The 25,507-nt window shown below is 30.8% G+C and carries 26 protein-coding genes; 11 read left to right on the top strand and 15 right to left on the bottom strand.

What is annotated here, in order from left to right; all coding sequences use genetic code 11:
- Nucleotides 1–9: 9 nt before the first annotated feature.
- The gene (locus tag GQR92_RS05585) at nucleotides 10–627 is read right to left on the bottom strand and encodes a DUF1684 domain-containing protein (protein ID WP_158838191.1); all 618 of its coding nucleotides are present in this window, start codon (nucleotides 625–627) and stop codon (nucleotides 10–12) included.
- Nucleotides 628–960: 333 nt separating this feature from the next.
- Here GQR92_RS05585 and GQR92_RS05580 point away from each other — a divergent pair, with 333 nt between their 5' ends.
- Entirely contained in the window at nucleotides 961–2,172 is a 1,212-nt protein-coding gene (locus GQR92_RS05580) for an MDR family MFS transporter (protein WP_158838190.1), read from the top strand.
- A gap of 30 nt (nucleotides 2,173–2,202) precedes the next feature.
- Here GQR92_RS05580 and GQR92_RS05575 read toward each other — a convergent pair whose 3' ends face one another.
- On the bottom strand, nucleotides 2,203–4,020 hold the full coding sequence (locus GQR92_RS05575) for a Xaa-Pro dipeptidyl-peptidase (protein ID WP_158838189.1): 1,818 nt from the start codon (nucleotides 4,018–4,020) through the stop codon (nucleotides 2,203–2,205).
- 9 nt (nucleotides 4,021–4,029) lie between these two features.
- Nucleotides 4,030–5,946, bottom strand: a complete 1,917-nt coding sequence (locus GQR92_RS05570) for a CocE/NonD family hydrolase (RefSeq protein WP_158838188.1) — start codon at nucleotides 5,944–5,946, stop codon at nucleotides 4,030–4,032.
- A 279-nt stretch (nucleotides 5,947–6,225) separates the two neighbouring features.
- Here GQR92_RS05570 and GQR92_RS05565 point away from each other — a divergent pair, with 279 nt between their 5' ends.
- On the top strand, nucleotides 6,226–6,975 hold the full coding sequence (locus GQR92_RS05565) for a DJ-1/PfpI family protein (RefSeq protein ID WP_158838187.1): 750 nt from the start codon (nucleotides 6,226–6,228) through the stop codon (nucleotides 6,973–6,975).
- Between the two features lie 679 nt (nucleotides 6,976–7,654).
- A complete protein-coding gene (locus tag GQR92_RS05560; RefSeq protein ID WP_158838186.1) occupies nucleotides 7,655–9,619 on the top strand; it encodes a YgiQ family radical SAM protein in 1,965 nt (654 codons plus the stop codon).
- A 178-nt stretch (nucleotides 9,620–9,797) separates the two neighbouring features.
- On the opposite strand, the gene GQR92_RS05555 is transcribed toward GQR92_RS05560, so the two are convergent.
- From GQR92_RS05555 to GQR92_RS05515, 9 genes are all read right to left on the bottom strand, one after another.
- Nucleotides 9,798–10,124 (bottom strand): DMT family transporter, encoded by a 327-nt coding sequence (locus GQR92_RS05555; RefSeq protein ID WP_158838185.1) that lies wholly within the window; start codon nucleotides 10,122–10,124, stop codon nucleotides 9,798–9,800.
- 494 nt (nucleotides 10,125–10,618) lie between these two features.
- Nucleotides 10,619–11,086, bottom strand: a complete 468-nt coding sequence (locus tag GQR92_RS05550) for a glycine--tRNA ligase subunit alpha (RefSeq protein ID WP_233270017.1) — start codon at nucleotides 11,084–11,086, stop codon at nucleotides 10,619–10,621.
- Nucleotides 11,087–11,304: 218 nt separating this feature from the next.
- Nucleotides 11,305–12,747 carry an FAD-dependent oxidoreductase gene (locus GQR92_RS05545; protein WP_158838183.1) on the bottom strand — a complete coding sequence of 481 codons (1,443 nt, stop codon included), beginning with the start codon at nucleotides 12,745–12,747 and terminating at the stop codon, nucleotides 11,305–11,307.
- A gap of 5 nt (nucleotides 12,748–12,752) precedes the next feature.
- Nucleotides 12,753–12,917 carry a hypothetical protein gene (locus GQR92_RS05540; RefSeq protein ID WP_158838182.1) on the bottom strand — a complete coding sequence of 55 codons (165 nt, stop codon included), beginning with the start codon at nucleotides 12,915–12,917 and terminating at the stop codon, nucleotides 12,753–12,755.
- Nucleotides 12,918–12,950: 33 nt separating this feature from the next.
- On the bottom strand, nucleotides 12,951–13,772 hold the full coding sequence (locus GQR92_RS05535; protein ID WP_158838181.1) for a class I SAM-dependent methyltransferase: 822 nt from the start codon (nucleotides 13,770–13,772) through the stop codon (nucleotides 12,951–12,953).
- Nucleotides 13,773–13,851: 79 nt separating this feature from the next.
- The gene (locus GQR92_RS05530) at nucleotides 13,852–14,742 is read right to left on the bottom strand and encodes a dienelactone hydrolase family protein (RefSeq protein ID WP_158838180.1); all 891 of its coding nucleotides are present in this window, start codon (nucleotides 14,740–14,742) and stop codon (nucleotides 13,852–13,854) included.
- Between the two features lie 56 nt (nucleotides 14,743–14,798).
- The gene (locus GQR92_RS05525) at nucleotides 14,799–15,341 is read right to left on the bottom strand and encodes a sigma-70 family RNA polymerase sigma factor (RefSeq protein WP_368074172.1); all 543 of its coding nucleotides are present in this window, start codon (nucleotides 15,339–15,341) and stop codon (nucleotides 14,799–14,801) included.
- A 241-nt stretch (nucleotides 15,342–15,582) separates the two neighbouring features.
- On the bottom strand, nucleotides 15,583–15,936 hold the full coding sequence (locus GQR92_RS05520) for a DUF3703 domain-containing protein (RefSeq protein ID WP_158838179.1): 354 nt from the start codon (nucleotides 15,934–15,936) through the stop codon (nucleotides 15,583–15,585).
- Nucleotides 15,937–15,978: 42 nt separating this feature from the next.
- A complete protein-coding gene (locus GQR92_RS05515; protein ID WP_158838178.1) occupies nucleotides 15,979–16,506 on the bottom strand; it encodes a hypothetical protein in 528 nt (175 codons plus the stop codon).
- A 104-nt stretch (nucleotides 16,507–16,610) separates the two neighbouring features.
- On the opposite strand from GQR92_RS05515, the gene GQR92_RS05510 reads away from it, so the two are divergent.
- From GQR92_RS05510 to GQR92_RS05485, 6 genes are read left to right on the top strand one after another with little or no spacing between them, the layout of a single operon-like run.
- Entirely contained in the window at nucleotides 16,611–17,114 is a 504-nt protein-coding gene (locus GQR92_RS05510; protein WP_158838177.1) for a GbsR/MarR family transcriptional regulator, read from the top strand.
- A gap of 53 nt (nucleotides 17,115–17,167) precedes the next feature.
- Nucleotides 17,168–17,545, top strand: a complete 378-nt coding sequence (locus tag GQR92_RS05505) for a hypothetical protein (RefSeq protein ID WP_158838176.1) — start codon at nucleotides 17,168–17,170, stop codon at nucleotides 17,543–17,545.
- The gene (locus tag GQR92_RS05500; protein WP_158838175.1) at nucleotides 17,542–17,892 is read left to right on the top strand and encodes a hypothetical protein; all 351 of its coding nucleotides are present in this window, start codon (nucleotides 17,542–17,544) and stop codon (nucleotides 17,890–17,892) included. The genes GQR92_RS05505 and GQR92_RS05500 overlap by 4 nt, the downstream gene beginning before the upstream one ends.
- The gene (locus tag GQR92_RS05495; protein WP_158838174.1) at nucleotides 17,889–18,380 is read left to right on the top strand and encodes a pyridoxamine 5'-phosphate oxidase family protein; all 492 of its coding nucleotides are present in this window, start codon (nucleotides 17,889–17,891) and stop codon (nucleotides 18,378–18,380) included. Before GQR92_RS05500 ends, GQR92_RS05495 begins: the two co-directional genes overlap by 4 nt.
- Nucleotides 18,381–18,404: 24 nt before the next feature.
- The gene (locus GQR92_RS05490) at nucleotides 18,405–18,773 is read left to right on the top strand and encodes a hypothetical protein (RefSeq protein WP_158838173.1); all 369 of its coding nucleotides are present in this window, start codon (nucleotides 18,405–18,407) and stop codon (nucleotides 18,771–18,773) included.
- Between the two features lie 8 nt (nucleotides 18,774–18,781).
- A complete protein-coding gene (locus GQR92_RS05485; protein WP_368074171.1) occupies nucleotides 18,782–19,675 on the top strand; it encodes a TIGR01777 family oxidoreductase in 894 nt (297 codons plus the stop codon).
- Nucleotides 19,676–19,860: 185 nt separating this feature from the next.
- Here GQR92_RS05485 and GQR92_RS05480 read toward each other — a convergent pair whose 3' ends face one another.
- The 3 genes from GQR92_RS05480 to GQR92_RS05470 all read right to left on the bottom strand — a co-directional run bounded on the left by GQR92_RS05480 (nucleotide 19,861) and on the right by GQR92_RS05470 (nucleotide 24,483).
- Nucleotides 19,861–23,319 carry a methylmalonyl-CoA mutase family protein gene (locus GQR92_RS05480; protein WP_158838172.1) on the bottom strand — a complete coding sequence of 1,153 codons (3,459 nt, stop codon included), beginning with the start codon at nucleotides 23,317–23,319 and terminating at the stop codon, nucleotides 19,861–19,863.
- Between the two features lie 73 nt (nucleotides 23,320–23,392).
- Nucleotides 23,393–24,151, bottom strand: a complete 759-nt coding sequence (locus GQR92_RS05475) for a M15 family metallopeptidase (protein WP_158838171.1) — start codon at nucleotides 24,149–24,151, stop codon at nucleotides 23,393–23,395.
- 8 nt (nucleotides 24,152–24,159) lie between these two features.
- Nucleotides 24,160–24,483, bottom strand: coding sequence for a hypothetical protein (locus GQR92_RS05470; protein ID WP_158838170.1), 324 nt, complete (start codon nucleotides 24,481–24,483; stop codon nucleotides 24,160–24,162).
- A 204-nt stretch (nucleotides 24,484–24,687) separates the two neighbouring features.
- On the opposite strand from GQR92_RS05470, the gene GQR92_RS05465 reads away from it, so the two are divergent.
- A complete protein-coding gene (locus tag GQR92_RS05465) occupies nucleotides 24,688–25,230 on the top strand; it encodes a DUF4136 domain-containing protein (RefSeq protein WP_158838169.1) in 543 nt (180 codons plus the stop codon).
- A 60-nt stretch (nucleotides 25,231–25,290) separates the two neighbouring features.
- On the top strand, nucleotides 25,291–25,455 hold the full coding sequence (locus GQR92_RS05460) for a DUF5522 domain-containing protein (protein ID WP_158838168.1): 165 nt from the start codon (nucleotides 25,291–25,293) through the stop codon (nucleotides 25,453–25,455).
- Nucleotides 25,456–25,507 lie beyond the last annotated feature (52 nt).

The raw sequence follows: 25,507 nt of genomic DNA, 5'->3' as shown, positions 1-25,507 counted from the left end.
GTTGTTATTTTAGTGTTTTTTAAAAGCTTTTATTCCCGCTTTTACTTCTACATTTAAATGATTTTTTCTAGGTGTTAAAGGACAAGAATACTTGTCGTTATACGCACAATAAGGGTTGTAGGTGTTGTTAAAATTTAACATTACAGTGTTGTTTGCTGTAATGTCTGTGCTCATTACGTCCATATAACGTCCGCCTCCATAAGATTCATTGCCAGAAGTATCATCTGTAAAAGGCAAAAATAAATAGTCTTTGTATTTTTCATCACGCAAATCATCTTGACTTTGATAAATGGTTAATTCACATTTTTCTCCATTTAGTGTAAAGTTTAACAAACCATATTTTTTATACAATGGTTTTCTGTCTGTAGTGGTTGCCATTTCAAAAGTAGGAGCGTTTTCTATTTTAGTAAATTTTGCATTTACAATAAAAGTAGCATCAACAGTAAAAAAATCTAAACCATTAAAATTTCTTAAATCTTTCTTTTTTAAAGGTGATTTTGAGCCATCTTTATAACTAGCATTTAATTCTTGTTGATAAACAGTTTTACCCATTAAAGGACGTTTACCTTGCGAATTACAAGACATCATCATTAGAAAAACAGAACATATAAATAATAGTTTTTTCATTTAAGTTAGTATTAAAAATAAGGGTTGTAGGTTTTTTTTATAATTTAAAATAACGCTATTTGCTAATTGAAAAAAAAAACTGCGCTACGTAATTTTTATTTTAAAAATAATTTTTAACAAAAATACAATATTCAATTATTTTATGTAGTTTTGATTTGTTAATAAAATAAAAATGAATAAAGTCAATACATATTTAACCAAATTATCGCGTAAAAATCGAAAAAATCGGTCTGTTTATATGTTTTGATGATATCAATATAAAATCAAGTAATTATAAAAGTCCGACTTCACAAGTCGGACTTTTTTGTTTTTAGTGCAACAACCAACTTAACCATGAAAAAGTTATACAACAATTATATCAATACTTTTAGAGGGCTCTCTACAGAGGTTTGGTGGCTTTCTTTAATTACATTTATCAATAGATCTGGTACAATGGTAATTCCTTTTTTGTCTTTGTACCTTACTAAAAGTCTGCATTTTTCTTTAACAGATGTTGGATGGATTATGTCTTTCTTTGGTTTAGGTTCTGTATTGGGAACGTGGATTGGCGGAAAATTAACTGATAAAATAGGTTATTACAAAGTAATGCTTGTAAGTTTATTTGGGACAGGGGTTTTATTTGTTTTACTACAATATGCAACAACATTTCATGAGTTTTGTGCGGGTATTTTTTTAGTAATGATAGTGGCAGATGCTTTTAGACCTGCTATGTTTGTTGCTTTAAGTGCATATAGCAAACCAGAAAATAAAACACGTTCTGTAACTTTAATTCGTTTGGCTATTAATTTAGGTTTTTCTGCAGGACCTGCAGTTGGAGGTTTAATAATTACAGGAATTGGTTATAAAGGATTGTTTTGGGCAGATGGAGTAACGTGTGTTTTAGCAGCTTTTTTATTGCTGCAAGTATTGCATCCTAAGAAAGCTAAAGTACAAGATGAGGTAAAAGTAGCTAACCCTATTTCTGCTTATAAAGACAATGCTTTTTGGATATTCTTTATCGCCATGTTTATTTTTGGGTTTGTTTTTATGCAGTATTTTTCTACCATGCCATTGTATTATAGTAAAAACCGTTTTTTATCAGAATTTGAAATAGGGTTGTTAATGGGCTTTAATGGCTTTTTTATATTCCTTTTTGAAATGCCTTTGATAAAATGGTTAGAAGATTCTAAAAAATCTAAAGTAAAGTTAATTGCCCTTGGCTTATTTTTAACTGCGTTAAGTTTTATCATTTTAAACCTAACCGGTTGGATTGGAATTTTAATTATAGCCATGTTTTTAATGACAGTAGGAGAAATGATTGCGTTTCCGTTTTCGAATGCGTTTGCCGTAGAAAGAGCTAAAAAAGGAAATCAGGGAGAATATATGGCTTTGTATAGCATTGCATTTTCTTTAGCGCATATTTTTAGCCACAATGTTGGTATGCAAATGGTGTCAAAATATGGTTTTGAAACTACGTGGACTGCAATTACAATTTTTGCATTATTTGGGGTTTTTGTATTGTTGCTCCTTTTAAGAATGTTAAAAAAAGAAAAAGCAACGATTTAATCGCTGCTTTTTTTAAGTATGATAATTTATTTATTCTGTAGCTTTTGCAAATGCTTCTTTACCGCCAACAACAGGAAGTGTAATAGAGGTTTTGTTTAAGTCGACTGTTAATTCTGTACCAGGTTTTGGTAATAATGTAAAATTAGAATCACTAGAAAAAATCATTAAACCAATTTGTTGTCCTTTTTTTATAATTTGATCATCTGGCTGTAGGTTAAAAGTCATTTCATAGAATTGCCCCTTTTTTAAAGGACTGCTTTTTGTTAATGATGCATGATTTTGTAAATCTGCCCAACCACGTGTAATAATGTTGTCGGTAATTTTTGTTCTTTTTCCTTTATTCCAAGGTAATGAAACCAACCAAACAGATAAGTTTACCGCAGGTTTACTACTTGCTGCGTTTATTTTTATAGAACTTAAGCCAGATATATGAAGATCTTCTTTTAAGGTAGGAGAAACATAAATTAATCGATGATTTGTATAATCTGCTTGGGCTAAAGCTTCGCCAGAAAAAGAATAATTATCTACTAAAGTTTCTTTTGCTTTAGAGGTTTTGGTAGTTAATAATTTACCTGCTTTAGGGGCACCTGGAGTTAAGTATAATGTTACAGGTTTTGCAGCTGGGTTTGGGTAGTTTTTATAAGGAGTTGGTTCGTCTTTTTTGTCATTTTCTCTAACAATCCAAGCTTTTGCATCATTCTCTACGTTGTTTTTAACTCCGTGTAAATAACGAGTAAACCAACGATTCATCATTTTTATTGGAGGTGGTCCACCGTGGCCATTTTGATGATAAAATATTTGAGAAGGAATCCCCATTTCTTTAGCTTTATTGTAAATTCTATAACTATGCTCTGGCATCACATTCCAATCATTAAATCCATGAGACATTAATAAAGCAGCTGTCATAGGTTTCATATCATTTAAATAATCTCTTCCAGCCCAAAAATCGTTATAATCACCACTTTCTCTGTCCATGCCATTCGCCATTTCTGTATCTCTAATAACTTTATTATTACGAGCTCTATTTTCTTCTTTTCCGCTATGAATATAATCATATAAAACATCAATGTCTTCACCAAGATATCCGCCAGGAGACCGCACCAATCCATTAGATCTGTAATAATGATAATAAGAAGTATTTGGGGCAACTGGTATAATTGCCTCTAATCCATTTACGCCGGTTGTAGCTGCTGCTAACGGAATTGTTCCGTTATAAGAAGTTCCTGTCATACCTACTTTTCCGGTAGACCAAAAAGCAGTAACTTCTTCATTTCCTTCTCTTTCTGTAAAGCCTTTTGCTCGTCCGTTTAACCAGTCTATAACTGCTTTTGGTGCTAAAGATTCATTATCTCCACCAACTGTTGGTGCACCATCAGATAAACCAGTTCCTGGTGATGAAGAATGAATAACGATATAGCCTCTTGGAACCCAAGTTTTAATTTGTGAATTTGAAATAATTGGTCTTTTTCCGGTTCTTTCAACTTCTACATAAACAGGTTTTGCTACTTTTTCACCTAATTCATGTTTTACATTCCAAAATAATTCTGTGCCTCCTTTGGCAGTACCAGAATAATATGGGCTAGATTCATAAACAACAGGTAGTTTTAAACCTTCAGTTTCTGTTTGCTCAGGTCTTGTAACATCAACATGCATTCTATCTAGTTTTCCGTCTCCGTCGCTATCAAACGTAGTTTCTACCCATAAATCTGTACGAATCCATTTACTAGAATCGTTAAAAGCTTCTACTATTTGTGCTTCACCATTTTTAAAAATAGGTGTTGCTTTTTCTTGTGCCTTCATTGCTAGGGCAAAAAGAAATACTATTAAAATTTGAATTTTATTTGTCATTTTTGAGAATTATTTTAACACAGAAAATTCAATACAAGAATCTGTAAAAACGCTGTGTGTTTGTGTTTTAAAATCTTTTTCGTCTGCTTTATAAATGTTGTCTACATAGGTTTGTGGATTTAAATCGATTAAAGGAAACCACGTACTTTGCACCTGAATTTGTACTTTATGACCTTTTTTAAACGTATGAAAAACGTCTTGTAATTTTATATTTACGTCTGTTTTTTTATTAGGGATAAAAGGCTCTGGATGTTCAAAACTATTTCTAAAACGACCACGTAAAACTTCGCTTCTAACCATTAAATGATAATTACTCATTTTTAAGTGATCTTGTAATTTCTGGTTATTCTCTTCTGAATCCGCAGGATGAACATCAATCACTTTTACAATCCAATCTGCAGCAGAACCTGTAGTTGCTACTTTTAGTTTTGCTAAAATATCTCCAGCCAAAGTAAAATTTTCCGTTAAAACTTCAGTTTCAAAAACCAAAACATCGGGTCTTCTTGCCGCAAAACGCTGATCGTCTGTCATGTATTTACGTGGTGTAAAAACTGTTTTAATGTCTTCGGAATATGGAACAGGATGTTTTATATCACTAATAAAATTAATTTTTTCTGTTGATTTTTTATCTGAAGTTAATTCTTGATTAGCAGACAAAAACCAATTTTCTTTTACTGTATTTTTAGGAGGCCATACATCATAAGATTTCCATTCTTTTTTACCAGAATCAAAAACATAGGCTTCTGGTAAACCAGAATTTTTATCGCCATTTCCTTTTAAGAAATGGTTAAAGAATTTTGTTTCAATATCAGATTGAAATTTTAAAGAAATAGAATCTCCAAAATAATAATTACCTACATAATTTTCTACAGTACTTCTTGCCCATTTTCCATGATCCCAAGGACCGAAAACCAAAGTGTTGTAATTCTCTTTTCCATGTTTTTCGATGGCTTTATAGGTTTCTAATGGTCCGTATAAATCTTCTGCATCAAATTCTCCACCAACAATCATGGTTGCAACTGTAGACGGAACTTTGTCTAAATGCTTAATGATGCCTTTACTTTGCCATACAGAATCGTAATTAGGATGTTCTGTAATTTCTTTCCAGAAAAAATCATCGATTCTATTTTTATCTTTTTCGGTATTTGCGACATCTAATTTATCATACTGAAAATATTCATTCAAGTTCTTTAAAGGACCTTTGTCTAAGAAAAATTGATACTGATCTTGAGAATCCATTTTTGGAAACGAATACCAAGCAGAATCTGTAGGTGTGTCTTTGTAAGTACCAAATAATGAAATAGCTCTAAAATAACTTAACATAAAAGCACCATTATGATGAAAATCATCAAAGAAAAAATCGCCAATACAGGCTTGTGGAGAAGCTGCTTTTAAGGCCGGATGCGCATCAATAGTAGAAATAGTTGCATAATGCCCAGGATATGAAATTCCCCAAGTCCCCACATTTCCGTTATTGTTCTCTACATTTTTCACCAACCAATCAATGGTGTCATAAGTATCAGAAACTTCATCAGATTGTTTTGCTGTTTTATTAGGAAGATAAGCACGCATATTATCATAGACGCCTTCACTCATCCAACGACCACGAACATCTTGATAAACCACAATATTCAATTCTTTCATTAAATGAACATTAGGACCAATTTTGGTTTTCATCTTTCCTTCTCCATAAGGCGCAGAACTATAAGGAGTTCTTTGCATTAAGATTGGGTGTTTTTTAGAATTGTCTTTTGGAGTGTAGATGGTTGTGTGTAGCTTTACGCCATCTCTCATTGCAATATCAACTTCTTTTTTTGTGTAGTTGTCTGCAACAAAAGTGTCTTTTTTTTGAGCTTTTTCTATGGTAGAATTACAAGAACTTATTAAAAAAAGGCTTAAAATTGTTAAGAGTAAAAGTTTCTTCATATAAAGGTAAATTAGTTTTTGTTAAAACTACAAAACATAAAAGAGTTGATGAAAATTCTTTTGTTAAAATGATTTCGATTTTTTTTGAAGCAATTTCCAGCTTTCCGTTATATCTTTTTGTGAAAAACAAAAAGGATGTCACTTCAATCTGGGCTAAACTATTTGTGAGTTTTTGTGTTTTTTAGAAGTTATAGTACCTTTTAAAGAGTCTGAAAATTGTAAAATTAAAGATTATAGCTATTTTAAAATGGAAACACTAATTTTGAAAAAAAATAGAAGATGCATAAATACCTTTATATAATTTGTTTGCTAGTACTTGTTAGTTGTGTTCCTGAAAATAAAGATAAAAAAAGGGATGAGCAGCTAAAACAAAATAAGCAAGAAAAAACGTTTCCTAAGTTAGAAAAAGACAGATATAATGTTGCTTTTTTAATTATGGAAGGCACTTTTAATACAGAACTAACAGCTCCGTTTGATATTTTTCAGCACACCATTTTTAGAGAAAACATAAAAGCAATGAATGTTTTTACCGTTGCAAATACAGACAAACCAATTACTACTTTTGAAGGAATGAGAATTTTGCCAGATTTTAATTATCTAAAAGATTCGTTACCAAAAATAGATATTTTAGTGGTTCCTTCTGCAGAACATCATTTAGATACAGATTTAGAGGATGTTGAAATGATTAGTTTTGTAAAAAGAGTTGATAAAGAGGCTACTTATATTACATCTCATTGCGATGGTGCTTTTGTATTGGCAAAAGCAGGCTTGTTAAATGATAGAGTTTCTACCACTTTTCCGAGTGATATTGATAAAATGAGAGCAACGTTTCCGGGTTTAGATATTAGAAAAGAAGTGTTGTTTGTACACGATGGAAAATATATTACTTCTGCCGGTGGTGCAAAATCTTTTGAAGCTGCGTTGTATTTATGTGAGTTTTTATACGGAAAAGAAGTAGCAAAATCTTTAGCTGGTGGTTTGGTAATTGATTGGAATGTAGATGAGGTGCCGCATTTAATTGTAGAGTAATTAATTTGTCTGCTAGAAAAAAGTGTATTTTTTTTAGACAATTGTCATTTTTACAAAAGAGAGAAATTACATAAAGTTTGGTTAGCGATGCGGTATCACTGTTATGGGATTTCTCCAAATTTGGAAATGACAAGTTTGAGTTTTATTTGCAGAATGGGTAAAAATCTTTTAATGAAAGAAATTATAGTATTAACAGATAGAAACTTTTTAATCCGCAGGTGTAAATTATGATGATTACGATATAGATGATAATTTGCCTTTTAACAATATTTTTAATGAGGAGGATTAATATTTTTTAGGGTTTTGGCTAAAGCCAATAATTTACTTTTTAATGTAACAATAGGCTGAAGCCTATTGCTATTGATTCGTTTTAAAATAAAAAATTCTAGATTAATCTCTGGCAATACATCAATTGCCTATGGATTTATCCATAGGGTATTAGAAAGGATAAAGAAAAGGGCTTTAGCCAAAATATTTATTTAATAGATACGTTTTCAGTTTTCAAAAAGCTAGTAAACAAGTCTAGCCCTGATTGAACGGTCTGTTTGAGCTCTTTTTTATTCTTTTCTGAATAAAAAAAGCGAGTAGTGAAAGCAGGAAATAGCTTCTAATAGAGCAAAAAAAAGACATTCTAAAAATAAGTGTTTTTTCTATTAAAATTCTTGTATTTTTGCAAACTATGCAAGAACCTAAAAGACATCAATTAACCGACTGGTTACCAACCACAAACAAGGAAGTGAAAATTCGTGGTTGGGAAGAATTAGACGTTATTTTATTTAGCGGAGACGCGTATGTAGATCATCCATCATTTGGACCTGCAGTAATCGGTCGTATTTTAGAAAGTTACGGCTTGCGTGTGGCCATTGTGCCGCAACCAAGTGTAAACGATAATTTACAAGATTTTGAAAAACTAGGAAAGCCTCGTTTGTTTTTTGGGGTTACTGGTGGTTGTATGGATCCGATGGTTTCTAATTACACGGCAAGTAAGCGTAGTAGAGATAAAGATGCGTATACACCAAATGGTGATAAAGGGTTTAGACCAGATTATGCAACTTCTGTGTATTCTAAGATTTTAAAAGATAAGTTTCCGGATATTCCTGTCTTAATTGGAGGAATTGAAGCTTCATTAAGACGTGTAACGCATTATGATTATTGGTCTGATAAGTTGTTACCTGGTATTTTAGAGACGTCTAAAGCAGATATGTTAGTTTACGGAATGGGGGAACAGCCTTTGCGAGAAATTGTAGAATTGATGCAAAAAGGGGTTCCGTTTTCTAGTTTAAAAAACATTAAACAAACGGCTATTTACGTTAATGAAAAGAAAGAGAAATTACCTGTTGTAAATGATTGGGAAGATGTTACCATTAATTCTCATGAGGCTTGTTTAAAGGATAAGAAAACGTTTGCTTCTAACTTTAAAGTGATAGAACAAGAGTCTAATAAGTTAAAAGCACGTAGAGTTTTACAACGAGTAGGAGAGAATACGTTGGTGATTAATCCGCCGTTTCCTACCATGACAGAAAAGGAAATTGATGGTTCTTTCGATTTGCCTTTTACGCGTTTACCGCATCCAAAATATAACAAACGTGGACCAATACCTGCGTTTGAAATGATAAAATTTTCTATTAACATTCACAGAGGGTGTTTTGGTGGTTGTAGTTTTTGTACAATTTCTGCGCATCAAGGAAAGTTTATAGCAAGTAGAAGTCAGGAATCTGTTTTAAGAGAAATAGATAAAGTGGCAAATATGCCAGATTTTAAAGGGTATTTATCTGATATTGGTGGACCTTCTGCTAATATGTATCAGATGAAAGGGAAAGTACAATCTATTTGCGACAAATGTGTGGCACCTAGTTGTATATCGCCTGTAATTTGTTCTAATTTAGATACGTCTCATAAACCTTTAACGGAATTATACCAAGCAGTTGATAAACATCCGAAGATTAAAAAATCTTTTATAGGAAGTGGAATTAGACATGATATGTTGGTGCCGGAATTCAATAAAAATGCAGATCCAAAAGAATTAGATGCGTATACAGAAGAGGTAATGACAAAACATGTTTCTGGTCGTTTAAAAGTAGCGCCAGAGCATACGTCTGATCCTGTTTTAAAGCTGATGCGTAAACCTTCTTTTAAATATTTTCACATGTTTAAAGAGCGTTTCGATAAAATAAATATTAAGAAGAAATTGAACTTACAATTGATTCCGTATTTTATTTCTAGTCATCCAGCAAGTGAAGTGGAAGACATGGCAAATTTAGCTGCAGAAACCAAAGATATGGGCTTTCAGTTAGAACAAGTGCAAGGTTTTACACCAACACCTATGACGGTTGCAACGGTTATTTATTATTCAGGATATCACCCGTATACTTTAAAACCGACTAAAACACCGAAGACTAAAAAGGAGCGTGAAGACCAACATAAATTTTTCTTTTGGTATAAGAAAGAAAATAAAGATTGGATTAAAAACACGTTGAACAAAGTTGGAAGACAAGATTTATTACAGAAATTATTACCTGAAAATAATTCTTGGAAAAAGAATAAAAATGCAAAAGAAGTAAAGAATACTTTTGATGATGCAGTGCCTGTTCCTTTTAATAAGAGAAAGAAAAAAGCAAGTAGAGCACCTAAAAGAAGAAGATAATTCTTTAACTTTTACAAATTGATAGATATAAAAAAAGGTCTGGTTTTATTTAAACCAGACCTTTTTTTTGTTGTTATTTTAAGACTAAAAGGAATAATTTATAAATTGGTTTCTGTTCAGTTCCTCTAAAATTATTATAAAGGAATCCTTTATGTAAGCTTTTTATAAGTTTACTTTTTTATTGCGAAACGACTTTTAACCCAACAATAGAGATTACTAATGTGGTTATGAAAAATAATCTTAAAAATGTTGCAGGTTCTTTAAAAACAATGATTCCTACTAAAACAGTTCCAACAGCACCAATCCCTGTCCATACTGCATATGCAGTTCCGATAGGCAATGTCTGAGTTGCTTTGATTAAAAGGACCATGCTAATACCACAAGTGATAAGGAAACCTAAATACCAAAAATACATTTCATTACCTGTGGCTTCTTTTGCTTTTCCTAAACAGAATGCAAATGCTACTTCAAATAAACCTGCGATTACTAAAATAATCCAATTCATAATTTTTATTTTTTGCAAAGGTCATAAATTAGATTGAAGAAAAATTTTACAAATGATAAATAATATAATGTTATTTGAGCTCTCAGTAAAAAAAGCACCATTTTAAATTCTTTTATCAGTTTTTTAATAAAATTAGATGAATAATATTTCTCTGATAATTCTTATATAACCATAAATTTAGAGGTGCAGTTAGTATTATTGTATTGCTTTATTTTTAATATATAAATGACTCTTTTAATAAATTGGTGTTCATCGAATTGTCTGAGTTTAAAATACCATTTTTTATTACACGTTTATCTATTTCAATAATTTGATATTCTTTACTAAGATTTATGTATATTCTATGTTGTTACTTTTAAAAGAAAAAAGCAAGTAGAGCACCTAAAAGGAGAAGGTAATTCTTTAACTTTTACAAATTGATAGATATAAGACAAGGTCTGGTTTTATTTAAACCAGACCTTGTCTTATGATAATTGTTGTGTAACTATAAAAGTTTATGATTTTTTAAAATTCTTTTCAGCTTTTGTTACATTCTTTTTTAGCTTTTCTATTTTACCTAACCATTTTTTGTTGTCGTTAGGAGATAAATCACCATTTTCTTTAAGGTTATTATATTTTTTAATCCCACTTTTTAATTTGTCGTTTGCTTTGCTTAAATTTTTCTGAGCTTTCACTTTCTTTTTTAAAGCTTTTTCGGCTTTTTTTACTTTCTTTTCAGAAGCTTTTTTTTCTTTTTTAGCTTTTTTTGCAGCTTCTATTCTTTCTTCATTTATTTTATGAATAGCAAAAATTTCATTGACCTTTTCTGGCTTTAAAGTTTTTGTTACATCTACTTTGGCTAAATAAATTGATTTCCTTTTAACAGTATAAGTTGTGTCTTTATACACCACGTTTTGTGCGTAAGAAATAGTAACTAAAAAAATGAATATTAAAGTGAATAGGAATTGTGTTTTTTTCATCATTATATGTTTATTGTTCTAATCTATTAGACACATAATTTGATAAAAAGTGACATGAAAAATACAAATAAATGTATTATTTTTTTCTAATGTTTAGAACCCTGCTGAAAATTAGTTGATTGAGAGGAATAGAAAAGTGGTTGAAATAGATATTTGTCTTTTTTTAGACTTTAAACAAAGGGAGAGGTGTCTTAATTTTGATTCTAAAATGGTGATGATTATTAGTTTTCTGTTTTTCGGTGTTTCCCTCTAGGACCATCACCTTTATACAAAACAATTTCAGAGTGCAATAATTCAGCAGCTTTAGCAGAACTCTTTACTTTGGTAGCACTCCGTTCTATCATTTCTGCTTCAAATGTTGTTAGTACCATTTTTCTAATTCCTTTTTCTTTCCATTCTGATAAAGGGGTACAGCCTTTTGATATTTCTCTAGCAAGTGACAATGCGTCAAGTAAAGCTTGGTTAGCTCCTTGGCCTTTAAAAGGACTCATTGGGTGCGCTGCATCTCCTATTATAGTAACTGCGTTTGCATTTTTTAAGAATTCAGGTTTTAGTAATTCTCGATCATATACCGGATAGCCAGAAATTAAATTCTCGTTGGTTGCTGCTACAATTTGAGGAATAGGACTGTGCCACAGCGTTCTTTTACAAGCTTCTTCTTTAAGTGCTTTTGCGCCTTGTAAATTCAGTTTTTTAGCTTCTTTTTCTGATATGGGAAAACTAAGTTGCCACATAATGGTTTCTGAATCATAAGGCATCATGTAAATTCTTTCGTTACCATTTGCGGTTTGAAAAACGGTTGCAGCATCTAATAGAGAGCTATCAATGTTTTCTAAGTTTTCTAGCGGACAAATACCTAAAATAACAATACAACCTAAATAGTGTAAAGGAGTTATGTCATCACCAATAAGTAGTTTTCTAACGGTACTTCGAATTCCGTCTGCACCAACAACAAGATCCGCCTTGGCGCTTTTTATTTGGTTGTTTACTTGAAAATTTAGCGTTATACCTTCTTCGGTTTCATTAAAATTTAATAATTGATGTCCCCATTTTACATGCTCACTTCCATTTAGTTGCTCAAGTAACGCTAAACGCAAAGACTGTCTTGCAATGTGAATGTTTGTTCGTTTTGGAGATGCTTTTGTGTCTGATCGTCCCCATTTTCTAATTCCCCATTCGCCTACGATTTTACCTTCGGCAGTGTGTACGATGTGCTTGGTTGATGTTATACCTTTCTCTAAAGATAGTATACCTAAAGATGCCATTGCTTTACTAGCTTGTTGTAAAGTAAGTCCATAGCCTTGAGAGCGTGTATTAAAACTATTATCTCGTTCGTAAAGCGTAAAAGGAATTCCACGATGCAAACAAGCAACAGCAAGTGCAACGCCACCGATTCCGGCACCAATTATAGCAACGTGCGGATAGTCTTTTTTGTTTACAAAAGGTTTTGTATTAGAACGTGATAATCCAGTTCCTTTACAATTAGAGCAGGTTTGTAATTGTCCCTCCGGGCGAATAGGAGCAGGCTCTTTTTCTTTAGAATTGTTAAATTGTTCTAAGGCTATTTTATAATTGAAGCGTATTTTTTTAGGAAGACTTTTTCTTTTCTTTCCTCTTCCTTTACAGTTTATACAAACTCCCCAATGCACCTCTTTCTCTGACACTTAATTTAGTTTAATCTTTTTTTTAAAGGAAACCATTTTAATATTAAGGTTAAACCTATAGCTGATAAAACTCCTGATACTGTACTAATAATGTTGTTTTCTACAAAAATACATCCCGAAATAATTCCAATGATTATAATTACGATTCCGATTATTTGTAATTTATTCATAAAAGGACTTTTTTTTTATCAAAGGAAAGCAAATTATTTTTTAACAGCAATCATCATATGCGGACTAAAAGGTAACAAATACTCATCGTTTTGAGTAAGGGTTTGTAATGCTTTTAAGGTTTTCGATTTTTTCTTATCTAACATGTTTGCAAAATATTCATTGTCTAGCCAAATCATTCCTTCTACAGCAAAAAGGTTTATAAAGTTGAGGTTTTGTTCTAAAAACTCTGCTTTTAAACCTGCAGGTTTATGATAAAATGCGTCTGCCAATAAAAAAGGAAAATCTTTTGGTGCATCATGTACGCCTGTTGTTAATTCTGCTTTACACATATCAAAAAACGAGTTGGCGTGTATCATTCCATTCATTAAGCCAACAACTGTAGAAGCAGTGGCATTAATGGCAAAACCTAAAATAATTCCACCTTTTTTCAACACTCTTTTAGCTTCTATAATTGCAGCAACTCTATCTTCTCTTTGTTGCAAATGGTACAAAGGTCCGTGTAAAATTACCAAATCGGCAGAATTATCTTTAAAAGGTAGTTTTTTAGCTTCACCAATAGTAACTGTAAAAGGTTTCTTTAACTTTTTAGCTCTCTTTTCGGCAAGTTTAATATGCTTTAAAACAGGTTCTACTAAGTGAACTGTATGGTTGTTTTTTGCTAACCATTCAGCATATTTTCCTGTTCCGCCACCAACATCTATAATGGTGTTGTTTGGTTTAGATATGTGTTGTTGTATCAGTTCTTTAATACGTTCAAATTCAAAAATACCCATACCTTTTTCTAGTCTGGTTTCTTCTGAAGCTTTGTTGTAAAAGTCGTCTAATTCTTTACTAATAAGAGTTTTCTTCTTCACCTTTAATATTTAAAGGATAAAAGTAATTAAAATATAGTGAAATAGTTTCCTGCTTTTGTAGTAATGATAAAATTATAAACTATTCTTTTAAATGTTTATTAAAAAAAGCAATGGTTCTTTCCCAAGACAAATCTGCAGCAGCTTCATCATATCTAGGTGTTGTGTTGTTATGAAACCCGTGGTTAACATCCGGATAAAAATGAGCTTCGTGTTCAATATTATTTTCTGTTAAAACTTTATCAAATGCAGGCCAACCTTCATTTACTCTTTTGTCTAAACCAGCATATTGTAATAATAAAGGTGCTTTAATTTTTGCAGCATTCTCCTTTTCTGGTTGTCTACCGTAATAAGGAACGGCAGCAGCTAATTGGGGTAATCTAACCGCCATCATATTAGAAATCCATCCGCCAAAGCAAAAACCAACAACAGCTACTTTACCGTTGCAATCTTTATGATCTTTTAGATAATTGTAACCTGCAATAAAGTCTTCTAACATTTCATTTTGGTCTCTTTTATTTTGCAATGCTCTCCCTTTATCATCATCTCCGGGATATCCTCCCATAGGAGAAAGTGCATCAGGCGCCAAAGCAATAAAACCTTCTAAAGCGACTCTTCTCGTAACATCTTTAATATATGGATTCAATCCTCTGTTTTCATGAACCACAATAATACCCGGTAATTTACTTGTAGCTTCTTTTGGCGTTGCGAGTAATCCTGTCATTTTTAAACCTCCTTTTGGCGAAGCGTAATGTATGGTTTCTGTGATTAATCTGGGGTCTGTAGGTTTTACAACAATAGAGTCTAGATAATTAGGAGAAATAAAACTTAATAAAGCAGGTAGTGTAATAGCACCTACCGCAAATAAAGAAAGTTTTTGTAAAAAAACTTTTCTATCTATTTTGTTATGTGCGTAGTCATCGTATAAATCAAATACTTCTTGACTAATATCTTCTTTTTTAAGTGCAGACATTCTGTTAATTTTGTTGTTTCAGCTAAGTTAATAAAAAAAGGAAGTATTTGTTAATTTTAATTACAAACTTTACAGTCTTCTTTTGCTTTAATTTCGCCAACCAAGTTTCCGTTTTTGTTAATTACAAATCCACAACAATCCATAAAACCTTGTGCAATTAATTTTCTTGCACGTTGTATTTGAGATTTTGTTGTTGATAATGTTTGATGTAATTGAGTAGCAACTTCTTGCTGTTTTAATCCTTTAATATCTGATAAAAATAATGGGTCTCTATATTTTTTAGGCAAAGTTTTTAAGATACCTTTAAGGCAATCTTTTTCTGTGTGCTGGTGTTCTATTAATTCTGTTGCTGCTTCAAAATTTGCAATTTCAAAAGTCTGATTTGTAGATTTCCAATAATCTAAGATAGAATTTCTAGCAATTGTAAAGCACCATGGTTTTAATTTAGTAATGTCTTTTAAGGTATGCAGTTTAGTGTGGATTTTGATAAAAGTATCCTGTAAAATATCATCGGCAATTGTTGTATTTTTTACCTTGCTAATGATAAAATTTTTTAAATCTTCAGAATATGTTTGCCAAACTTTATTTGTTGTTATCATTATAATTTTTGGTTTCAAAATGTCATTTCGAACGAAGAATTTGGAAGAATCATAAAAAAATATTTTTCAATTGTACCTCATTCGAAATGACATTATATGTTAGCAATTACAATTGTTACAAGAACAATTTTGGCAAGTACAATTTTTACAATCTCCGGTTTTACAACCTTCACAATTACAACTACAATTATTATTTTTCATGATATTCTTTTTAATATTCACTTAATAGACCTTAAAATATTTAAAAAGATGCATTAAAATAAAAGTATTTTTTTAATTCTTTTCTAATAGGCATTTTTTTGATAGCAGAAATGTTTGATCCTCCTGTATTTCCCTTAGGAATCCAAATATAAGTAAACAGAAGAGAAGCAATTATTCTTAGAGCTTGTCCAATTATTTCTTTTAGATTTCTATTTTTTATTCCAAAAAGAAACATCCAATAATGACAAACAGTGTATCTAATTATATGATTTTGCCCAAGAATGTGTGCGTTTTCAAAATGATAAAAAGCAATTTTGAAAGAGTTCTTCTTTAAAGCTTTTCTTCCTGATTTTAATTGATGATAAAAAGCTATTTTTAAAAGATGATTGTCCATTTTTGTTTTTATAATGGACAATTTTTAACTTAAAAAGATGCATTATTTAGATCTTTCTCCCACAAAATGATCAGATTTTACTTTAAAAAGTACATTAAATGTAGTTAAACTGCCATAAATTCTAGTAATGTATTGTTGTAAATCTATTTTATCTTGGTCGTCTAAAGTTTTACTGGCATTTATCTTTTGCTCCATGACTCTAATTCGATCTCTAACCATTACAATTTTATGAAAAAAGGTATCAATAGGTATTTCTTTACTTGATTGGCTTGTGTCTTCTGGCTGAAAAATTAAAGTTCCTTTTTTCCATTTGTCTGCAATAGGTGAAATCTCTGTAACATCAGACCATTTTTGTAAAATTGCTTTTAAAGATTTTTCTACTTCATAAAAACTTACGGTATCAACTTCATCTTCAACAGCTTCAATTACTTCAAAATCGCTGTCTATAGCTATGGTTTCTAATCCGTCTTTTATAAAAGTTACCCAATAATGCTTACTCGTTACGTTTGTTACAACACCTAAACCAAATTCTGAATGCTCTATTCTAGAGCCAACTCCTAATAATTTCATGTAATTCTATTTTAAATGAAAGATAATAATTAATCTCTAAATTATAAAGTTATTTAATTTTCAAATATTATTGAAAGTTTAGAAAATAGTTGTACATTTGATGTATGGAATTAGAAGAAGCAAAAAATAAATACATTCAGACTTGGGGAAGTTTAGCAACTTCTTGGGGAATTAATAAAACAATGGCACAAGTACATGCTTTGTTATTAATTTCTACAAAACCACTTTCTGCTGAAGAAATTATGGATACTTTACAAATTTCTCGTGGAAACGTAAATATGAATGTTCGTGCTTTAATAGATTGGGGAATTGTAACCAAAGAGTTTGTAGTAGGGGAGCGCAAGGAGTTTTTTGTGGCAGATAAAGATATTTGGGAATTGTTTAAACAAATTACAAAAGAACGTAAGAAAAGAGAAATTGAACCTGTTTTAAAGGTGTTAGAAGATTTACAAAAAGTAGATGATGCTACAGAAGATGGAATGCAATTTAAAAAAGTATTAAGCGATTTATCTTCTGTAACCACAAAAGTAAATGGTATGTTAGAAACAGCAATAAAAGCTGATGAACACTGGTTGTTGTCTAATTTTACAAAAATGATAAAAAAGTAAAAAAATTTGCAAATAAACTTTCAAATATTTCTGAAAGTTCTAAAATAAATATTATGAAAATAACAAACTCAATAATGACTTGGATTAACAGAATTTTAATGTTTCCTTTTTTGTTAACCTTGCTAGTATCAGTATTTGAAAATGAGATGTTTATATATTCAATGTATATAGCTTTTGTGTTAGGCATTTATCAAATAATTTCCTTTTTAGTAACGTTGTTTTTTATTAAAAAAGTAGGAAGTCAAAAAGTAAAAGAAATAGTTATGTATTTATTAATTGTACTATTTTATTTTCTGACAAGCTATCTCATAGCAGAAAATTATAGTGATAGTAACTTAAAATCTCTTTTTCTATTTTTAGTAGTTGCGGTTCCAATTCTGCTTTCAGTTTTCTGGACTTATATTTTAGAATCAATACACAAAAAAACATGAACCAACTCACATACATATTATATATTTTATTATCAAGTACTATTGTGATTCTAGTTGGTAATTGGTGTTACAAAAACGGAAAAGTCTACATACTAAGTTACTTTCCCGATGATCTGAATTTTGGAAACAGTATTAATAAATTACTAAGAATTGCCTATTATTTATTAAACCTTGGTTTGGCAATTTGGAGTTTACATTCCATGAAAGAAATTGATAATGCTGTTGAGGTTCTTCTTGAAATCAGTAGCCGAATGAGTTTTATTTTATTGATTATTGCTGGGCTTCATTTTATCAATATTTACACTGTGTATTTAATTCATAAACATTTTAAAAAGGAAGAAAAATGAATGTCAACTTAATAGAAAATTGGCAAAAAATAAGAATACATTTTAGTAAATGTTTTAGGGCAAATATGCATGTTTCTATTGCATCTGTAAATGAAGAGAATCAACCAACAATTACACCAATTGGTTCTTTGTTTCTAAATAAAGATCAGACGGGATTCTATTTTGAAAAATTTGCATCAAAATTAAAGGTCAACTCAAAAACGAATAAAAATATTTGTGTTTTAGCGGTGAATAGCAGCAAATGGTTTTGGTTAAAATCTTTGTTTAAAATGAGTTTTTCTGAGTATCCTGCGGTAAAATTATATGGAGAATTAGGTGCTAAAAGACAAGCGACAGAGAAAGAATATCGAGCTTTTCAACGAAGAGTTCGAAAGACAAAAAGATTGAAAGGAAGCAAATACTTATGGGAAGATATGAATATGGTAAGAGAAATTAAGTTTACAAAAGGGGAGAAAATCAATTTAGGAACAATGACCAAAGAAAATTAAAATAAATACTAAAAATCAATAATTATGAACACTTCATTAGAATTAATCGCGTACATCATTTATTTACCAATAAGTATTGGGTTAACAACATTAGTATCTCAACATTTATTTAAAAACAGTAAAATTTTTATGTTAGATATTTTTCATCAGAAAGTAGAAATAGCCATGGCAACTAACAAACTTTTTAAAATAGGATTTTACTTGCTAAATATTGGCTTTGCCTTAAGAATTATCAAAATTTATGGTTTGGTAGATTATACAGATTTGGTAGAAACTTTAAGTAGTAAAATTGGTGGTTTTTCTATCTATTTAGGAATTGTTATGATTGCTTTTATTCTGTTTTTTTTAAAAGGTAGAAAAGCAAGTAAAGAGAATAGATTAAAAAATAATTAATAGAAATTATGAAAATAGTAATTGCTGGAGGAACGGGGTATTTAGGAGAACTTTTAACAAGCCATTTTTTAAAAGACAAAAAGAACTCAATTTATATTTTAAGTAGAAAACAATTAATAAATACTGAACGTGTTTTTTATTTAAAATGGAATGGTAAAACAACTAATTATTGGGTTAATTTCTTAGAAGGAACAGATGTTTTAATCAATTTAACGGGTAAATCTGTTAATTGTAGATACACAGAGGCTAATAAATCTGTAATTTATAGTAGTAGATTAGAGAGTACAAATTTGCTTTGTAGTGTGGTTCAGAAATTAAAATTTCCACCTAAAGTATTCATTCAATCTTCATCAGCAACTATTTATAGGTATTCAGAAGATGTATTAATGACAGAAAAAAAAGGTGAGATTGGTGCAGATTTTTCTATGGATGTATGTAAGAAATGGGAAACTGTTTTTAATTCATTCAATCTACCAAAAACTAAGAAAATAATTACTAGAACTTCTATTGTTATAGGTAATAATGGTGGTGCTTTCCCTATTATGAAGAGGTTAACAAAGTTTGGGTTTGGAGGTAAACAAGGTTCTGGAAAGCAGTTTGTAAGTTTTATAACGGAAGAAGATTTTGTAAGAGCTATTGAATTTTTAATTGATAAAGAAGCAGGTATTTATAACTTGTGTGTTCCAAACCCAATTAGAAATAAAGATTTTCAAAAGAAATTAAGAGAAAAATTAAACTGTTTTATAGGATTACCAACTCCAAAATTTTTATTAAAATTAGGAGGAATACTCATAGGAACAGAGTCAGAATTAATTTTAAAAAGTAGAAAAGTGTTTCCAGAGAAACTTTTAGAAAAAGGATTTGTATTTTCAACTGATAATTTTGACGCTTTTAAACTTTAGTAAAATAAAAATCCGCACAATTAGTGCGGATTTTTATTTTTATGAAATATTATTAGAAAGCATATAGATTCCTGTTTTCACAGGAATAAGCTAATTTTAAAATTATTATACTACTATAAGATCCCGCCCAAAAGCGGGATAAGCGATTCACACACTTTTTATAAAAATGAAAAGTGGTTCTCTGCTTACATATTCCTTCTATACTGTCCGCCAACTTTAAACAATGCTTCTGTAATTTGCCCTAAAGAACAAACTTTGGTTGCTTCCATTAACTTCTCAAATAAATTTTCATTCTGAATTGCTGCTTCTTGTAAAATTGCAATTTGGGCTTCTACTTTCTTCGGATTCGCTTTGTTTAGCAATTCTTTAGTCTGAATTTGATATTGTTTTTCTTCTTCCGTTGCACGGATAATTTCTGCAGGTTGTACCGTTGGAGAACCTTTAGAACTTAAAAAAGTATTTACCCCAATAATTGGGAATTCTCCATTGTGTTTTAATGTTTCATAATATAAACTCTCTTCTTGTATTTTAGAACGTTGATACATGGTTTCCATCGCTCCTAAAACACCACCACGTTCTGTAATTCTGTCAAATTCTTCTAAAACGGCAGCTTCTACCAAGTCGGTTAATTCTTCAATAATAAATGCACCTTGAATTGGGTTTTCATTTTTAGTTAAACCTAATTCTTTATTGATAATTAACTGAATCGCCATAGCTCTTCTTACAGATTCTTCCGTTGGCGTTGTAATAGCTTCATCATACGCATTGGTATGTAAAGAATTACAATTATCGTTAATTGCGTACAAGGCTTGCAGTGTAGTTCTTATATCATTAAAGTCGATTTCTTGCGCGTGTAAAGAGCGTCCAGAAGTCTGAATATGATACTTTAACATTTGTGCTCTTGGGTTTGCACCGTATTTATTTTTCATGGCTTTTGCCCAAATTTTACGAGCAACTCTACCAATTACAGAATATTCAGGATCAATTCCGTTAGAGAAAAAGAAAGATAAATTTGGTCCGAATTTATTGATGTCCATTCCACGACTCAAATAATATTCTACATACGTAAATCCGTTAGACAATGTTAACGCCAATTGCGTAATTGGGTTTGCACCAGCTTCTGCAATATGATATCCAGAAATAGAAACCGAATAAAAGTTTCTAACTTGTTTTTCGATAAAATACTCTTGTACATCACCCATTAAACGCAACGCAAATTCCGTAGAAAATATACAGGTATTTTGTGCCTGATCTTCTTTTAAAATATCTGCTTGTACGGTTCCTCTAACTTGCGCTAAAGTGTCTTTTTTTATTTGTTGATAAACATCAGAAGGTAAAACTAAATCTCCCGTTAAACCTAATAAAAGTAATCCTAAACCATTATTTCCTTCGGGTAAAGTACCTTGATAAACAGGTCTTTCTAAAGCTTTAGATTCATAAATTTCATAAAACTTAGCTTCAACTTGTTTTTCTAATTTGTTTTGGATGATGTATTTCTCACAATTCTGATCAATAGCTGCATTCATAAAAAAACCTAACAACATAGGTGCGGGTCCATTTATAGTCATAGAAACAGAAGTCATTGCGTGACTTAAATCGAAACCAGAATATAATTTCTTGGCATCATCTAAACAACAAATTGAAACCCCTGCGTTTCCTATTTTTCCGTAAATATCAGGTCTTCTTTCAGGGTCATTTCCATATAAAGTAACAGAATCGAACGCTGTAGAAAGGCGTTTTGCGTCCATTCCTAAACTTACATAATGAAACCTTCTATTTGTTCTTTCTGGTCCGCCTTCACCGGCAAACATTCTTGTTGGGTCTTCTCCGGTTCTTTTAAAAGGATACAATCCTGCTGTATAAGGGAATTCTCCCGGAACATTTTCTTGTAAATTCCAACGTAATAAATCTCCCCAAGCTTTATATTTTGGTAAAGCAACTTTAGGTATTTGAGAATGAGATAACGATTCACTGTGTGTTGCTATCTTTATTTCTTTATCACGCACTTTAAACGTGTAAATTGGGTCTTTATATTTCTGTACTTTTTCTTGCCAATTTAAAATGACTTCCCAATTATAAGGGTTTAGATTTAATTTTACTTTTTCGAATTGAGCAAGAAGTAATTTTAAAAACTCTTTGTCATCTCGAGCACAGTCGAGAGACAGAATCTCATCAGAATTTAATCCAGATTTAATAATTAGAGATTGCTTTGTTCCTCGCAATGACGTATCGATTTCTGTAATAGAAAGAATCGTTTGATAAATTCCATATAGTTTTTGAGCAACCACAACTTGGTCATCTACTTTACTATCATACGCTCTGTTGCTTTCTGCAATTTCAGATAAATAACGAACTCTTGCAGGCGGAATTACAAAGATTTTTTCAGACATTTCTTTGGTAATTTCCATTTTAGATTTTAAATCTACTCCGGTTTTCTCTACCAACTTGTCCATAATACTTTTGTACAAAGTATTCATTCCTGGATCATTAAATTGAGATGCAATGGTACCATAAACAGGTAAATCATCTTGATGAATATGCCACAAATTATTGTTACGTATATATTGTTTTTTTACATCTCTAACGGCATCTAAAGCACCACGTTTATCAAACTTATTAATAGCAACTAAATCTGCATAATCTAGCATGTCAATCTTTTCTAACTGAGTTGCAGCACCAAATTCTGGGGTCATCACGTATAAAGAAGTATCAGAGTGTTCTATAATTTCGGTGTCTGATTGTCCGATACCCGAAGTTTCTAAAATGATTAAATCAAACTCAGCCGCTTTTAAAACCTGAACAGCTTCGTTAACATATTTAGACAATGCTAAATTAGATTGACGCGTAGCTAATGAGCGCATATAAACACGATCATTATTAATGGCATTCATTCTAATTCTATCGCCTAAAAGTGCGCCACCTGTTTTTCTTTTTGATGGATCAACAGAAATAATACCGACTGTTTTTTCTGGAAAATCAATTAAAAAACGACGAACCAATTCATCAACCAAAGAAGATTTACCAGCACCACCGGTTCCTGTAATTCCTAAAACGGGTGTTTTAGAAGTTTTATTTTTAGTGTGAATTTTATCTAAAGTTGCTTTTGCAATTTCAGGGAAATTTTCTGCAGAAGAAATTACTCTTGCAATCTTACCAATTTCTTTATTTGCTAATTCTTTTAAATCTACATTTAATTTGTCTCCAATAGCAAAATCAGAAGTTTGTACCAGGTCATTAATCATTCCTTGCAATCCAAATTCTCTTCCATCATCTGGAGAATAAATTCGGGTAATTCCATACTCCATTAACTCCTTAATTTCTTTTGGAAGAATTACGCCGCCTCCACCACCAAAAATCTTAATGTGTCCTGCACCTTTTTCTTGCAATAAATCGTACATATATTTAAAATACTCATTATGACCACCTTGATAAGAGGTAATTGCTATGGCATTTACATCTTCTTGAATGGCACAATTAACTACTTCTTCCACAGATCTATCGTGACCTAAGTGAATAACTTCCACTCCGGTAGATTGAATAATTCTACGCATAATATTAATGGAAGCATCATGACCGTCAAAAAGTGCAGCAGCAGTTACAATTCGTACTTTATATGTCGGTTTGTATGTTTTTATTTGTTTCATTCGTAATAGATGTTTGTTTTTATGGGTGTAATTTACGGATTTAATAAAAGTATCAACTAATTTTAACGTAATCTTAAATATTTAATTTAAAAATTGTTGGATTGATTCCATTTACATAAGCCTGAATAACGTTTAAATCTTTGGCAAAAGTGTGTCCTTTAAACCCGTTTATATCTTTTAGGATAACGTTGTCGTTATAAAATTTTAAATAAACGGTAGAAAGTGGTGTGTAAGACCAATGCCATTTTTCTTCATGATACCCCGTTCTTCCGTTTTCTTTAGATGTATAGACTTGATGAAACCCAAACGTAGCAGCATTTTTTAATAACCAATCGTATGTTTTTTTTCCTTGGCCATGTAAAAAATGAGTATTAGATAAACTATTAAGATCTAAATCGGTTCCCCAATGATGTCTAGATGTAGAGGGCATTGAACTGTATTCAAGAATTTTTTGAGCTCTTTTTAAAGGTGGTAAATTTTTGAATTTTACATTCCATTTGTAATTCCATATATTTTTTTGATGTTCAAAATTTCTCGTTCCAGAAATCACTTTTAAAGTAACCCCTTCTTTTTGTGCAGCATTTTTCATTTTAAGAAAAGCAGTCAATACTTCTTTTCTTAGATATATTTTTTTTGATGAATTTTCTTTGGGAACGATTACAAAATCGGGGTTTTTGGTGTAATCAAACTTTCCTAACACATAATTTTTGGTTAGATATTTAGGAAGCATCGCAAGAGAATCCTTTTTCTTGGCAACAATACTTGTTTTTACAGCAACTTTTTTTTGCTCTTTTTTACAGCTAGTAATGCATCCGAAGAAAAAAAGAAGCATACTTAATTTTAAAAATAATTTATAAACGCCCAAAACTTTCTATTTTTTATGTAATTAAAATCTTTTTCATGTTGATAAGCCTCCCGTTCGAAACTTATATTTTTGTAGGCAATATATCCATTTTTGTGCTTAAAAAATTTAAAGATCCATTCTAGTCCGTAAAAAAGGTAGAAGAAGATTATTAATAATTCTGCTTGCTGTTTTAAATGAATTCTTTCATGATTGATAAGTGTTTTATCTTCTTTTAATTTTTTGTTTTTCAAGAAAATAAAAGGGAATAAGGTGATGCCTACAAAACCATTCGGAACAATGTGTTTAGAAATTAAAATCATAGATAATAGTAGGCTAAAAGTTTAGTCTAAAATAAATAGATTTGTTTAGTATCACAAATTTAGTTTTTAAATGGCATAATTATTGCTCTTTGTTTTAAGTGTTAAAACCTTATTAACTACTCTTTTTTAGAAAGATAGAATACTGTTTTAGCTTACGTTTTATTGTAGATTTGTTAACTGATTCAATAATTTAAAATAGATATCATGAAAAAAATATTCCTATTTCTGTTTAGTACAGTGCTATTAACCTCTTGTAATGCTATAAAAGTTACAACAGATTATGATAATAAAGTTGATTTTAATCAATACAAAACATTTGCTTTTTACAAACCAGGAATCGATAAAGCAGAAATTTCTGATATTGATAAAAAACGAATTTTACGTGCTATAGAATCACAATTGTTAGCACAAGGTTTTTCTAAATCGGAGAACCCAGATATGTTGGTAAGTATTTTTACCAAGTCTAGAGAAAAAGTAAACGTACAACAAAATAATAATTTTGGCTACGGTTATGGTTGGGGTTGGAATCCTTGGATGATGGGAAATAGAAATAATAATATAAACGTTTCTCAATATACAGAAGGTACGTTGTTTATAGATTTTATTGATAAACAGAAAAAAGAATTAGTTTGGCAAGGAATAGGAACTGGAGCTTTAAAACTTCAGAATAGAGAAAAAAAGGAAGCAAGAATTAATGAATTTGTAAAAGAGATTGTTTCTAGGTTTCCTCCAGGACAAGAAAAATAAAAGTTAAAAAAGCGTTCTTAGGAACGCTTTTTTTATGGATTAAAATGATATTTTTGCAACGTGTATAATAAAAGAGTAGAGTTAGAGGAAGGTGATTTTTATGTAAACGAACAAGGTTATAAAGTGTTTACAGAAAAGTTTCACCTAAAAAGAGGATATTGCTGTAAAAGTGGATGTAAACATTGTCCTTATGGGTACGATAAAAAAACAGATTCTTTTAAATAAGAAAGTGACTTTTAAAGGGAAATAGTTTCCAAAGAGTAGATAAATAATAATA

Source organism: Polaribacter sp. L3A8 (assembly GCF_009796785.1).
In the GTDB taxonomy this organism is placed as follows: Bacteria; Bacteroidota; Bacteroidia; order Flavobacteriales; family Flavobacteriaceae; genus Polaribacter.
Note: the sequence above shows the minus strand (reverse complement) of the source record. Positions and strands in the feature narration are given on the sequence as shown.